Raw genomic sequence first — 13,267 nt, forward strand, 5'->3', positions numbered from 1 at the left:
CCCCATTGATCCTTCCCAGGGGGGGGCAACGCCCCCCCCTGGGAAGGATATAAGGGGTTCCAAGGGGGCTTGCTCCCTTGGCGGGGTTTGGGGCGGAGCCCCAAGGTCTCTGCAGAGCCTTTCGACCGCCTCGGGCAGCAGGCGCCATTCGGCCTGTTCCATCACGCGGCGCTGGAGCGTCTCCGGCGTGTCGTCCGGCAGCACCTCCACGGCCTTCTGCATCAGGATGGGGCCGCCGTCGGGCGTCGCGTCCACGAGGTGTACCGTCGCGCCGGTGATCCGGACCCCTGCGTCCAGCGCCGCTTTATGGACCTTCAGGCCGTAGAGCCCGCGCCCGCAGAAGGAGGGGATCAGCGAGGGGTGGATGTTCACGATCCGTCCCGCGTAGCAGGCGACGAAGGCGCCGCTCAGGATCTGCAGGAACCCCGCTAGGACGACGACGTCGATGCGCTCCTCGCCCAGCAGCTCCAGCAGACGCTGCTCGAACGACGCCGCGTCGGGGAAGGCGCGGCGCTCGACGGCCTCGGCCCGCACGCCGTGGGCGCGGGCCCGGTCCAGGGCTCGGGCGTCGCCGCGGCTGGAGAGGACCAGGACGATGCTGCCGCTCTGCAGGCGGCCCTCGGCCTGGGCGTCCAGGAGCGCCTGGAGATTGGTCCCCCCGCTCGAGACCAGCACGGCAATCCGCGCGCTCAGCACAGCACGACGCCCTCCGTGCCCGGGACGACCGTGCCGATCGGGTACGCCTCCACCCCGTTCTCGCGCAGCACCCGCACGGCCGCGTCCACATCCTCCGGCCCGACGATCGCGGTCATCCCCACGCCCATGTTGAAGATCCGGAGCATCGCGTCCTCGTCCAGCCCCCCCTCGCGCTGCAGCAGGCGGAAGATCGGAGGGACGCGCAGGGCCTTGCGGTCGATGCGGGCCGTCAGACCGTCGGGCAGGCTGCGCGGGATGTTCTCGTGGAACCCGCCGCCCGTGATGTGGGCCAGGGACCGGACCGGCACCTCCCGCAGCAGGGCGGCCACGGGGCGTGCGTAGATGCGCGTGGGGGTCAGCAGCGCGTCGCCCAGCGAAGTGCCGAGCTCGGGCACGGCCGCGTTCAGGTCGCGCCGCTCGACATCGAAGACCTTGCGGACGAGCGAGAACCCGTTGGAGTGCAGGCCCGACGAGGGCAGGGCGATCAGGACGTCGCCCGCCCGGACCCGGCTGCGGTCCAGCATCTCGGAGCGCTCGGCCACCCCCACGGCGAAGCCCGCCAGGTCGTATTCGTCCGGGGCGTAGAAGCCCGGCATCTCCGCCGTCTCGCCTCCGATCAGCGCGCAGCCGGCCTGGACGCAGCCCTCGGCCACGCCCGAGACGACGGCCGCCACCCGCTCCGGGACGTTCTTGCCCACGGCGATGTAGTCCAGGAAGAACAGGGGCCGCGCGCCGCTGCACAGGATGTCGTTGACGCACATGGCCACGCAGTCGATGCCGACGGTGTCGTGCCGGCCCGTCAGAAAGGCCAGTTTCAGCTTGGTCCCGACCCCGTCCGTTCCGCTGACCAGCACCGGCTCGCGCAGGCCGGCCGGGAGCGCGAACGCGCCGCCGAACCCGCCGAGCTCCGACAGGACGCCCGAGGTCCGGGTGCGCGCGACCGACGCGGCCATCAGACGCACCGCCTCGTAGCCCGCCTCCACGTCCACGCCGGACCGGGCGTAGTCCTCACGCCCGGCGGTCATGGTTCGGTCTCCAGCCGTTTGCGCAGGGCGGCGTCCTTCTGGGTGACCTCCCGCTCCATGGCCTCGGCGCGCTCCTCCAGCATGGCGGCCAGCGCTCCATCCTCCACGGCGAGGATCCGGGCCGCGAGCCATGCGGCGTTGGCGGCCCCGTCGATGGCCACCGTCGCGACCGGTACGCCCGACGGCATCTGGACGGTCGAGAGCAGGGCGTCCACCCCCCCGAGGTCGGGGGACCGGACCGGGACCCCGATGACGGGAAGGCGCGTGTGCGCGGCGACGACGCCCGCCAGGTGCGCAGCCTTGCCCGCCAGGGCGATGATCGCCCCAAACCCCTCGCCCCTTGCGCCCCTCGCGAACGACGCCACGGCGTCGGGCGTGCGGTGTGCCGACATGACGTGCGCGGCGAAGGGGATACGGAGGGATCGGAGCACGCCGAACGCGCGCTCCGCCACGGGAAGGTCGCTGTCGCTCCCCAGAATCACGGCAACTTTTTTCATGGTCCTCTCCTTAAAGACTTATATTTTTTTCCTCATCAGCGTTTGGCGGATGATGCCGTCGGCGTAGAACTGCCGGGCGTAAAGGATCGGACGGCCCGCGACGTCGTAGTCCACCTCGTCCATATAGAGCAGCGGGGTCCCGGGCGCGAGCCCCAGCGCCTCCGCGATGCGTCCGTCCGCGGGCACGGCCCTGATCTCCGTCAGGTCCATGCAGGGCTCCGCTCCGCAGTGATCCTCGAGAAAATGGAAGATCGGGAGCTCCATCTCCTTAGGGTCCGGCAGAGGGGCCCGGACCATCCGGAAGGGGATGTAGTCCTCGCAGTAGATCGCAGGCCGCCCGTCCGCCGTCACCAGCCGCACGTTCCGCAGCACCGGTTCCTCCGCCTCTAGCCCCAGCCGCTCCGCCGCTCCGGCCCCGGCAGGCAGGCGCTCCGTTGAAAGGAGGACGACATCCGGGCGATAGCCCGACCGCTCCACCATCTCGAGGAACTCGACCTCCAGGTCCATGCGGACCGCCAGAGCCAGGACGTGCCGGTTGATCATCGTCCCCACGCCGTGCCGACGGCTGATGAACCCCTCGCGTTCGAGCCGGGCCAGGGCGTCCCGGAGCTGCGTGCGGCTGACGTCCATGCGTTTGGCCAGGTCGTTTTCGCTGGGCAGGTACTTCGCGCCGCGGAAGGCCCCCTCCCGCATCTCGTGCAGAAGCCGCGATTGAAGGGTGGATTGAAATTTTTTCCCACGTTTGCCGGACATCCTGTATCCTATGCCCTCTTTCCTGAAAGGTAATACCTTTCGTGCTGCCTCCTGAACTATACGGGAAGGGGGGCGGATTGTAAAGCGGTGCGTGCGGCGGCACACCGGAAAGGGGGGCGAGGGGAATGGCAAAAACCACCCCGGATATCCACCCCCGGGGGGGTTGCATAAAACGGCGAACGCTATCATTATCATCGTATAGATTTCTTCGGGCCATCCCGGCGGTCTTGAGAGAGGCTGATTGCTTGACTTTATTTTGAGGAGGAAGCGGACAATGGCTTACACGGAGACTACGCAGACAAGTTGGGGAAGCCGTCTGGGCGGCGCGTTCAAGGGGATAGTGGCGGGCATTGTCCTGGTCGTGGCGGGGACGTGCCTTCTGTATTGGAACGAGGGCCGGACCGTCAAGACGGGCGGGGCGATCAACGAGGCCCGCAGCGTCGCGGTCGAGGTGGACGACATCTCCAGGGTCGATCCCGCCCTGGCGGGAAAGGTGATCTATGCGACGGGCCGGGCCGAAACCCGGGACGTGCTCACGGACCCCATCTTCGGCGCGTCCGCCACGGCCATCAACATCAGCCGGAAGGTGGAGTACTATCAGTGGGAGGAGCACTCCAGGCAGGAGAAGCGCAAGAAGCTGGGCGGCGGTGAGGAGACCGTCACCACCTACACCTACACCCAGGAATGGGTCGGCGAACCGATCGACTCGGGGGAGTTCCGCGACCCGGAGTATCAGGGGCGCAACAAGGTCCTGGCCAAGTACGAGGACGAGACGCTCTACGCGTCTAATGTTTCCTTCGGGGCCTATACGCTGCCGGACTTCCTGAAGCGCTCCATCGGCGGGGCCGTTCCGCTGAATATCGTATTGGACGAGGAGAGGAAGAAGGCGATCTTCGAGGGGCTCTTGGTGGAGGCCGGCCCGGTGGGGAACCTTGTGCTTCCGGCGGTGGGCTCCTCCGACTTGGCATCCCTGGACGCCGCGGTCCGGGATGCCGGGGCGAGCGCGGTTCAGCCTCAGGACCGTTACGTCCACGCGCAGGGCAACGTCCTCTACCTTGGAGAGAAACCCGGCTCGCCGCAGATCGGCGATGTCCGCGTGACCTTCACTCAGACGCCTCCGGCCGACGTGTCCATCATCGCGCAGGTGGCCGGGAACACCTTCGAGAAGTTCACTGCCTCCAACGGCTACACCTTCAGCCGACTGAACATGGGTACGGTCGGCATGGAGAAGATGTTCGCCGGCGCCGAGAGCGACAATGCGACCACGGCCTGGATCCTGCGCGTCGTGGGAACGATCGTCGTCATCGTCGGCTTGGGGGCGATCTTCCGTCCGCTCTCCGTCATCGCAGACGTGATCCCGATCCTGGGAAGCATCGTCGGGGCGGGGACGGGGTTTGTGGCCTTCCTGCTGGGGCTGGCGTGGTCGCTCCTGGTCATTGCCGTTGCATGGATCCGATTCCGGCCCGTTCTGGCGGCGTCTCTCCTCGGAGGGGTCGTCGTCCTGCTGGGGCTCCTGTTTGTGAAGGGGCGTAAGGGCAAGGCGGCGTGACGTCAAAAAACGAAAAGGGAGGTTTTTGAAGATGAAACGGTCGATAGGGTTCTCCTTCCTGGCGGTCCTGCTGTTCTGCGTGCTGTTCCCCGTGGGGACGGCCTTTGCGGTGACGAAGGTGCAGATCGTGGAGTACCAGTGTCGGGTGTGCGACAAAATCTATTACAGCTTCAAAGGGGATAAGCTGGACGATGAGAAACTTATGGTACAGGATGTCCAGCTCAACAGGCTGTCGAAGCTGGGCGAGGCGGGTAAGCGTCTGGAGGAGTGCAAGGGGGGAATCAAGTCGCACATCTTCGACAAAAAACGCGAGGGGGAGGCCACGATGGAGTTCGTCTCCAAGAACCTGCAGCGGTTCGTCGCCATGAAGGACGGCGGCTCCGTGAACGCGACTTTGACGGAGTGGAAATGTTTCATCTGCGAAAAACCCTTCTACTCCCTGAACGGGGAGGACCTGAACATCAAGGAGTGGGACGAGCAGCAGAATTACCTCTTCAACTTGAAAGGGCGCCCCATATACCGGTGCAAGGACGGCTATTACGGGCATGTCTTCAAGTCCCTGAAGGAGAGCAGCTTCAGATCTCTCGAACTTGTCATCAAAGTGGAAAATGTGTACTGGTCCAAGTAGAGCACCGATTATGTTGGGGAGGTGAACGGCATGCGTTTGAAAAAACTTTCCGCCGTGCTGGCGCTGTCGGCTCTGCTCGTCGTCGTCGGACGGGAGGCCCGGGCCGCGCTCCCGCGGAACTATCAGGAGTTCAAGGCCCGCTACCAGCAGGAGGGCAGGACGCCGGAGGGCGCGCTGAAGCTGTATTTCGAGGCCGTGTTCTGCTACATCGACGAGGCGACGCGGGCCGAGGGTTCGAAGATGGTGCGCTACGCCCTGCACTACGACAGGCCCATCGAACAGTCGTACAACCTGGCCACATTCGCGGAGCGCCTGCGGGATCCCGAGAGGCACCACATCTTCCGCAGCTTCGCGGCGGGGACCTCGCCCGAGAACGATTACCGGATGTCGCCGGACAACTTCAATCTCGTCGTGACCAAGAGGACGCAGGAACAGGGATACTTGAGGGTCTTCCTCCAAAGCTCCGGGGCCGACAGTCCGAGGCCCGTGTGGGTGAAGGAGATCGACGGCCTGTGGTACACGATCAACAACTCCAGCACGTACCTCGAGGTGCGACCGCCCAAGGCTTTCCTCGACCGCACGAGGAACGCGCACGATGCGGACTACGACGCTTCTCCGGCGCCGGCCCCCAAGAAGCGGGACAATGACAATGACGCGGCTCCATCGGATGCCGGGTTGTCGGACGAAAAAGGGTCCCCCGAGCCTTCGGATGGTGGAAAATCGGGCGAGGACGACGGGGAGATCGTTTTCAAGTAGGTGGGGGACAAATCCGCTGAATAGGATAACTGAAAAAGGGGAGGACGGTCTTCTGGCCGTCCTCCCCGATGTCATTCATACCAGGAGATAGATCAGGACGAACAGGAGCCCCAGCGCGAAGGCCAGCAGGCTGTAGGCGAGGCTCGAGGGCAGGACGGTCCGGAAGGAGGGGATGTCCCTCTCGGCGTGGACGGCGACGCCGTTGCTGTTCCCAGGGAAGGGCGCGGAACGCCTGCTTGAGGTCCGGGCGAGCAGCCAGGAGATGGGGCCATCGCACAGGGCGCTTGTGGCTCTCGCGAACAGGGCGCTGAGGAAGGGCAACCCACGGGAGAAGCTCCAGGAACCGAGTCCGTCGCAGAGGAGGTCGACCGATCGCGCAAAGAAGGCGCCGAGGAAGGGCAGCAGCCTGGTCAGAATGGGACGGTAAATGGTGCGTTCCAGGTCCAGCCATTTGGGCCAGGGAGCGATATAGTAGCGGTGTCCGTCCGGTCCGCGCCGCATCAGGCGGGCGTAGACGATGCTGAAGTAGAAGGCCGCGCCCAGGGCCAGTGTCAGCACTGAGCCCTTCAGGTTGCTCCATGCAAAGTAATCGACGGGATGCGCAGGAGGGTGTCCGTTCATGAACGGCGCGCCCAATGCTCCGATCGGGGTCATCAGGCTATGCGGGAAAAACCCCAAAAGAGGGAGTATCGATGCGGTCAGCGTAAGGAGTATGGCGTTTGGAGTGCTGACGTAGGCTCGTTTGGAGCGCGAGGGCTTTGCCGGTTTGCTCAGAAAGAGCGCGACGAAGAGCTTGAGCATGTAGGCCGCGGTCAGGGCCCCCGAGATCAGGAATATCCATTCCACGGCCTGAAACAGGACCACCTCGTTTTGCAGCGTGAAGAGTCCGGAGTGGAGCAGCTCCGAGATGGCGCCCGTGTGCGTGTGCGTCGGCAGGTGCAGCTGGTGGATGTGCTCGACGATGCTCTCGTGGATGAGCGTCTTGCCGACGTATCCGCTCCAGAGGGGTACCCCGGCGAGGCCGAGCGCCCCCATGGAGAAGATGTACATAAGCAGGGGCTTGCCGCGCCCGTAGCCCCGGATCTCGTTCAGGTTCAGCTTGCCGGTATTCATGTGGATGACGCCTGCGGCGAGGAAGAGCACCAGCTTGACCAGCGAGTGGTTGACCATATAGACCATGGTTCCCTGAACGGCCAGGGCGTTGTCCTCCCCGAGGAAGCACTGCATGGAGATGCCCGTGAGGATGAACCCGATCTGGGACATGGACGAGCAGGCAAGGGTCCGTTTGATGTCGACCGAGAAGAGAGCGAGCACGGCGCCGATGACCATGGTGCTCACGCCGAGCGCCAGGAGCATCAGTCCCCAGAGCGCGTTGTGAAGGAATATCCCCGTGCTGAGCACGAGGATCCCGAACAGGCCGGATTTGGTGAGGACGCCGGAGAGCAGCGCGCTCGACGGGGCGGGAGCCACCGGATGCGCCGTGGGGAGCCAGATATGGAGGGGGAACACGGCGGCCTTGGCCCCGAACCCGACGAAGATGAGGATACCCGCGATGTAGAGCTTCGAACGATTGAGAATGCTTGCTGTGGCTACGGGAAGAAGGGCCATGTCCAGCGTCCCGGTCTGGATGTAGAGCAGGAAAAGTCCCAGGAGGGTGACGAGTCCTCCGATGATGGTGATGGCCAAATACGTCTGCGCGGCGCTCAAGGCGGCGTGCGTCTCGTCCTGGATGACCATGACCAGGGAGGTCAGCGACATGATCTCGAAGAAGATGAAGGTGGTGTAGAGGTTCGCGGAGAGGAAGACGCCCACGATGGCCCCCAGGGTCCAGAGGACGAAGAGGTGGTAGCGGTTCCGGTTTCGGTAGTGGGCCAGATACTCGCGGGAAAACATCGTGGTCACCAGCCACATGAAGGCGATGACGACGAGATAGACGAACCGGAACCCGTCGAGCTTGAGGGAAAGGCCGAATACGCAGAATCCGTCGATGCGCAGAAAGGAGGCTTGCCCGTCCCCCAGAAAATATCCGAGGTGGCAGACCGCGGCGAGCTCGACCAGGGCTACGACATCGGCGATATAGTCGCGGAGACGTTTGCTGGCGCGCCCGGCGAGGAAGGACATCACCCCTCCCAGCATCGGCCAGACGATCGGAAACAGCAGGATGTAATTGCCACTCATGCGATCACCTCGACAAAAATGGGGCGTATCCCATACCGAATCAGAGCACGCCCGCGGCGATCCGTCCAAAGAAGCGGATCGCCGGCCCCGCGTACAGCCCATATAGAATGGCGGCGGCGGCCAGGAGGAACATCGGAATGGTCATCAGGGCGTTTGGATCCTCAACGCCCTGGTTGGCCGTCTTGAAATCAAACCCCTTGCCGGGCATGGTGGCGATGCCAAGGATGGAGAAAATATAGAGCACCGTCAGCAGTGCCGAGATCATCAGGGCGGTAAGGCCCATATAGCCGTAGGGGGCGGACGTCGCGGCGGTCCCGATCTGCCACTTGCCCACGAAGCCCGCCAGCGGAGGAATGCCGGAAAGGGCCATCCCCGAAACGGCAAGGCAGAAGAGCGTCTTGGGCATCCCCGCGCCGATGCCGCGCATGTCGGACAGGTATTCCCGGTGTGTCTTATACAGGATTGCCCCTGCGCAGAAGAACAGATTGATCTTCATTAGAGCGTGTCCGGCCATGTGGGTCAGGCCGCCGGCGAGCCCCTCCGGGGTCAGGAGCAGAGCCCCCAGCAGGATGTAGGAAAGCTGTGAGACCGTGGACCAGGCGAAGCGCAGCTTCAGGTGCCGGGAGGCCAACGCTCTGGAGGAGCCGTAGACGATCGTGACGCAGGCCAGAATCAGTGCGGTGACCTGAGCCCAGCTCCCGCGCAGGAGCTCCGGGCCGAAGACGAAATACGTCAGGCGGATGATCGCGAATATGCCGCCCTTGACGACGGCCACGGCGTGGAGCAGCGCCGTGACCGGGGTAGGGGCTACGGATGCGGAGGGCAGCCATCCGTGGAACGGAAAGAGCGCGGCCTTGACGCCGAACCCCAGAAATCCCAGAAGATAGACGGTAAGCAACGTATCCCGGGGCACGGACGCTACGGTCGCATCCAGGTTTCCCCCCATGGCAAAGAACGCTCCGGCGCCGTGCCCGATCGTGAAGACCAGTGCGATGAAGGCGCAGGCCGCGCCGCCGACCGAATAGATCAGGTACTTTCTGCCGGCAGCCCTGGCGCGGTCATCCATGGCGTGCATCACCAGGGGCAGCGTGGTCAGGGTCATGAGCTCATAGAAAAAGTAGAGCGTCAACAGGTTCGCGGAGAAGGCGATACCGAGCACCACGCCGTAGGTCAGGATGAACCAGGAGAAGAAGGCTTTTTCACGCCCCTCGTGCTTCATGTACTCGAGGGCGTAGAACGTCGTCGGCACCCAGAGGACCGACACGAGCACGGAAAACAGTATCCCCAGGCCATCGAGACGCAGGGCGAACGCCAGGGTGGAGGAAAGGCGGAGCAGGGGCAGCGCCCCCGCCGGAGCGTACCATGCGATCAGCAGTGTGAGGATCGAGTTTGCCGTTACGATGGCTCCCACGCGGAATGCAAGCTCCGTTCCGGTCCGCGGCTTCGTCGAGGAGAGAACCAGGGCGGCCGCCGACGGGATCAGGATGGGAAGGAGAAGAAACCAGGCTGACATCGAATTTGTCTCCTAACTTGAAGGATGGTTGCCCTTAAAGGACCGTTGCCGCGAACTGCCCGAAATACCGAACCAGGGGACCGGCGAATACGCCCGTCAATAAGGCTGCCAGGCTGAGGAATATCAGGGGGATCTGCATGATGAGGGGGGGCCTGGGAGGCATCGGCGTCTCGTAGTCGTAATCTTTTCCGGGGAAAAAGGCGCTTATGGCGATGGGCAGCAGATAGCCCGCCGTGAGCACCGCGCTGATCAGCAGCACGATCACCCCGGACAGCCCCATCCGGCCGAGCCCTGGATTGAGCGCCCCAACCGCCAGGAACCATTTGCCGACGAACCCACCGGTGGGAGGAACGCCGATCAGGGACATGGAGGCCAGGGTAAAGCAGGTAAGGGTGACGGGAAGTTCCTTGCCCACTCCTCTGAGCTGATCGACATAGTGATAGTTGGAGTCGGGCAGCCTGAAGTAGATGATCACCCCTGCGCTCAGGAACAGACAGCTCTTGGCGAAGGCATGGGCCACGAGCTGAAGCAGGCCTCCCGTCACGCCGTCCGGGGTGAGCAGCATCAGCCCAAGGACGATGTAGGACACCTGGCTTACGGACGAGTAGGCGATGCGCTTTTTCAGATGCTTCTCCATGTAGGCCAGCATCGAACCCATAAAAATGGTGATGAGGGAAAGGGAAAGCACCGTCGTCTGCACCCAGGTTCCGCGCAGGAACCGGGGGCCGGCCAGAAAGTAGATTGTGCGGATGATGGCCACCACCCCCGCCTTGGTGATCAGCCCGGACAGCACCGCACTCGCGGGGGTAGGCGCCACGGGGTGCGCCGCCGGGAGCCAGGCGTGCAGCGGGACCAATCCCGCCTTTGCGCCGAACCCGATGATGGTCAGGAAGGAGGCCGTCAGCATCAGGTTCTCCTTCCCCGCAAGTTTGGCGGCATCCAGGACGCCGCCAGGCGTGAAATCTGTGGAGACTCCGTATCGATAGAAGAAGAAAAATCCGGTCAGGGCCAGGCACGCTCCCGTTATGGAGTAGAAGAGGTACTTCATGGCGGCGCGTATGGCCTCCTGTTTCTGGGAGTGCATCACCAGAGGCAGGGTCGCGAAGGTCAGCAGCTCGTAAAAGAGGTAGAGCGTCAGGAAGTTCGCGGCATAGGCGATGCCGATCAGGATGCCGAGCGTCGTGAGGAAGAAGGCGAAGAAGCGGTCCTCCGGCGGCCGGCGCTTCAGGTACCCGAAGGCGTAGAAGGTCACGATGGGCCAGATCACCGAAACCAGAACGGCGAAGGTTTTGGATAGCTCATCCATGCGGAAGGACAGAGCCAGAGTCTCCGTCGCTCTCCAAAGCGTCAGGGTCCCGTCGCCGGCCCTCGTGATGGAGACGAAAACCAGCAGGGCGTTCATGAGGACGACGAATGTCTCGTAACGATGGCGATGCTCGTCCGTACCCGGACGGAAGAACATGAGCGCCATACCCGAGACGATGGGAAACAGAACCGGAAAGATCATGAGCGGGGACAGATTCATAGAAGGTTCACCTCCCTAAGGTCGGAGCTTCCGAGCCGGAGCCCCGAGAGCGAGACGAAAACGATATATCGGGGAATCTCTCTCCGGGGGCCAGGTCCTACAATAGAGTGCCGGCGATCTATCGGGCCCCGTCGAGACGAACGTCGGTCCGGAAAACGCGTTTTTTCTCTTCCAACCCTGGTTTTTGACTCCGGTTTTCGCCCCCCGGCGGGAATCGGGGCCGGGGATTATCCCAGGACCGCCAGGCCTTGACCGATTATTCGCATTATCGGGTCGTAGAACAGGCCCAGGAGGAAGTTCAACGCCAGAAAGGCCGCCATTGCCCCACCGAAAAACGGGGGAACAGGCTCCCCTGCAGCCGATAGAGAGGGGGCGGCGTCGCCCTGGGACGTCAGGATGACGATCACCGCAGGGATGTAGTAGAGCGCGTTCAGCAGTGTGCTGAGGGCGAGCACCGCCAGCCCCTGAAGGACGGCGGGACTCTCGAACGAGGCCATGGCCAGGTTCAGCTTCGAGGCGAAACCGGCGAACAGCGGAATGCCGATCATCGAACAGGCCCCGGCGATCAGCCCCACGCCGGCCCAGCGGTTCCGGTAGAACGCGCCCCTCAGGGCCTGGATTTCCTTTTTGTGCCCCGAGACCGCGATCAGGCCTCCTGCAGCGGTGAAGAGCATCGGTTTGATCACTGCATGGACGAGGATGTGCAGACAGCCCGCGGCGATTCCGACGGCCGTGTTCAGCCCTATCCCCAGGAAGATGTATCCGACCTGCGCTATGGAGGACCAGGCGATCATGCGCTTCAGGTTCGTCTGGCGCAGCGCGTGCAGCGATCCCATGACCATGCCCGCCATGCCGAAGAACAGCAGGGCGCTGTCCATATGCAGGAACCGAACGGTATCCGTGCCGAATACCCGGAAGAAGACCTTGACGATCAGGAAGATATGTCCCTTGAGCACCAGCCCGGAGAGGATGGCGCTCGACGCGTTCGTCGCGTTGCCGTGCGCGTCGGGAAGCCAGGAGCCGAACGGATAAAGCGCGCTTTTGATGGCCAGGCCCGTCGTCATCAGGATCAGGGAGACGGTCAGAGGAAGAGTATGGCGTCCTGCCGCCGTCATCTCCGCGATGGAGGCGCGCATGTGCTGCATCAGCAGATGTCCCGTCAGGTCGTAGAGCAGACAGATGGAGATGAGGATCAGACCGGAGCCGACCAGGCTCATCACCAGATAGCGCAGCGCGGCCCGGATAGTCTCGCCGCAGTCCTTCACCGCGACGACGGCACAGGCGGCGATGGTGTTGATCTCGATGAACACGTAGGCCGTGAAGATGTCGTTGGTGTAGATGAGCGCCAGCAAAGAGCTCAATATCAGGTTGACCATGACGCAGAAGAGATACCGGCGTTCCGCCGGGATGTCCTCCTCGGTGGAACCGACGTTCCCCAGCAGGGACAGGAACATGGAGGCGCAGAAGAAGAGGGCCAGAAGCGCCTCCAGGGGCCCGGCGCGCAGCTCGTTGCCCCATGGCGCGGGGAAGTGCCCCATCATGAAGGTGAAGCTGTCCCCCGTCCCGGCAACGTTGGCGAGCAGGTACGCGGACAGCACGCCAACCACAGCGGTGACGGCCATCGTCAGCCGCTCGGCGGCACGCGACGTGCGCGGAAGCAGGGGCGCGGCGATCGCTGCAAGCATGGCCAGAAAAATGCTGAAGAACGGAATGTTATAGGCAAACGGACTGATAGTTTCCGTCATGGTTCCCCTTCCTCCCGGGCGCGCCGTGCCCGCATCCGTTCGATTACCTCATCGATGTCCAGGGTTCCGTAGGCCTCGTACAGGCGCAGCGTCAGGGACAGCGCAAAGGCGGTGACGCTCACGGAAACGACGATGCCCGTCAGGACCAGTCCGGCGGGAATGGGGTTGACATAGGACCCGGCAATTGGAATGCCGTCCTGGGCAATCTGGACGATCGGCGCGGCGCGGCCCGCCACGTAGCCCTTGGCGGCAAGAAAAAGGTAGACCGCCGTGTCCATGATGTTCAGGCCGATAATCTTCTTGATCATGTTTCTCTGGAGCAGCAGGTTGGTCAGCCCTATGCCCGAGAGGATCACGGCGACGGCCTCGTAATGGTTGACGAACAGTCCCTCCGTCAGCATC

At 63.7% G+C, this 13,267-nt stretch carries 12 protein-coding genes; 3 read left to right on the plus strand and 9 right to left on the minus strand.

Features of this window, described 5'->3' with window-relative positions:
- From purN to ABLA28_RS00020, 4 genes are all read right to left on the minus strand, one after another.
- Nucleotides 1-696: phosphoribosylglycinamide formyltransferase (purN, locus tag ABLA28_RS00005; RefSeq protein WP_347711992.1), on the minus strand; the 696-nt coding region annotated here is incomplete at its 3' end.
- Nucleotides 690-1,721: a phosphoribosylformylglycinamidine cyclo-ligase gene (gene purM, locus ABLA28_RS00010; protein ID WP_347711993.1), complete on the minus strand. Its 1,032-nt coding sequence runs from the start codon at nucleotides 1,719-1,721 to the stop codon at nucleotides 690-692. The genes purN and purM, both read right to left, overlap by 7 nt.
- Nucleotides 1,718-2,218 carry a 5-(carboxyamino)imidazole ribonucleotide mutase gene (purE, locus tag ABLA28_RS00015; RefSeq protein ID WP_347711994.1) on the minus strand — a complete coding sequence of 167 codons (501 nt, stop codon included), beginning with the start codon at nucleotides 2,216-2,218 and terminating at the stop codon, nucleotides 1,718-1,720. Before purE ends, purM begins: the two co-directional genes overlap by 4 nt.
- 18 nt (nucleotides 2,219-2,236) lie before the next feature.
- Nucleotides 2,237-2,971: a GntR family transcriptional regulator gene (locus tag ABLA28_RS00020; RefSeq protein ID WP_347711995.1), complete on the minus strand. Its 735-nt coding sequence runs from the start codon at nucleotides 2,969-2,971 to the stop codon at nucleotides 2,237-2,239.
- Nucleotides 2,972-3,245: 274 nt separating this feature from the next.
- Between ABLA28_RS00020 and ABLA28_RS00025 the strand changes: the two genes are divergently transcribed.
- Genes ABLA28_RS00025 through ABLA28_RS00035 form a run of 3 tightly spaced genes read left to right on the plus strand, consistent with a single transcriptional unit; the run spans nucleotide 3,246 to nucleotide 5,904 of the window.
- Nucleotides 3,246-4,520, plus strand: coding sequence for a TMEM43 family protein (locus tag ABLA28_RS00025; protein WP_299300860.1), 1,275 nt, complete (start codon nucleotides 3,246-3,248; stop codon nucleotides 4,518-4,520).
- A gap of 31 nt (nucleotides 4,521-4,551) precedes the next feature.
- Nucleotides 4,552-5,148: a hypothetical protein gene (locus tag ABLA28_RS00030; RefSeq protein ID WP_299300862.1), complete on the plus strand. Its 597-nt coding sequence runs from the start codon at nucleotides 4,552-4,554 to the stop codon at nucleotides 5,146-5,148.
- A 30-nt stretch (nucleotides 5,149-5,178) separates the two neighbouring features.
- Nucleotides 5,179-5,904 (plus strand): hypothetical protein, encoded by a 726-nt coding sequence (locus ABLA28_RS00035; protein ID WP_347711996.1) that lies wholly within the window; start codon nucleotides 5,179-5,181, stop codon nucleotides 5,902-5,904.
- 75 nt (nucleotides 5,905-5,979) lie between these two features.
- Here the strand turns inward: ABLA28_RS00035 and ABLA28_RS00040 are convergent, their stop codons facing one another.
- From ABLA28_RS00040 to ABLA28_RS00060, 5 genes are all read right to left on the minus strand, one after another.
- Nucleotides 5,980-8,082 carry a proton-conducting transporter membrane subunit gene (locus ABLA28_RS00040; RefSeq protein ID WP_347711997.1) on the minus strand — a complete coding sequence of 701 codons (2,103 nt, stop codon included), beginning with the start codon at nucleotides 8,080-8,082 and terminating at the stop codon, nucleotides 5,980-5,982.
- Between the two features lie 40 nt (nucleotides 8,083-8,122).
- Complete coding sequence (locus ABLA28_RS00045) at nucleotides 8,123-9,595, minus strand: proton-conducting transporter membrane subunit (protein ID WP_347711998.1); 1,473 nt, start codon at nucleotides 9,593-9,595, stop codon at nucleotides 8,123-8,125.
- Nucleotides 9,596-9,629: 34 nt separating this feature from the next.
- Nucleotides 9,630-11,120 (minus strand): proton-conducting transporter membrane subunit, encoded by a 1,491-nt coding sequence (locus tag ABLA28_RS00050; RefSeq protein WP_347711999.1) that lies wholly within the window; start codon nucleotides 11,118-11,120, stop codon nucleotides 9,630-9,632.
- 227 nt (nucleotides 11,121-11,347) lie between these two features.
- Entirely contained in the window at nucleotides 11,348-12,865 is a 1,518-nt protein-coding gene (locus ABLA28_RS00055) for a proton-conducting transporter membrane subunit (RefSeq protein WP_347712000.1), read from the minus strand.
- Nucleotides 12,862-13,266 carry a cation:proton antiporter subunit C gene (locus ABLA28_RS00060; protein WP_314718396.1) on the minus strand — a complete coding sequence of 135 codons (405 nt, stop codon included), beginning with the start codon at nucleotides 13,264-13,266 and terminating at the stop codon, nucleotides 12,862-12,864. Before ABLA28_RS00060 ends, ABLA28_RS00055 begins: the two co-directional genes overlap by 4 nt.
- Nucleotide 13,267: the final 1 nt, after the last annotated feature.

Source organism: uncultured Fretibacterium sp. (genome assembly GCF_963544685.1).
Lineage (GTDB): Bacteria > Synergistota > Synergistia > Synergistales > Aminobacteriaceae > CAJPSE01.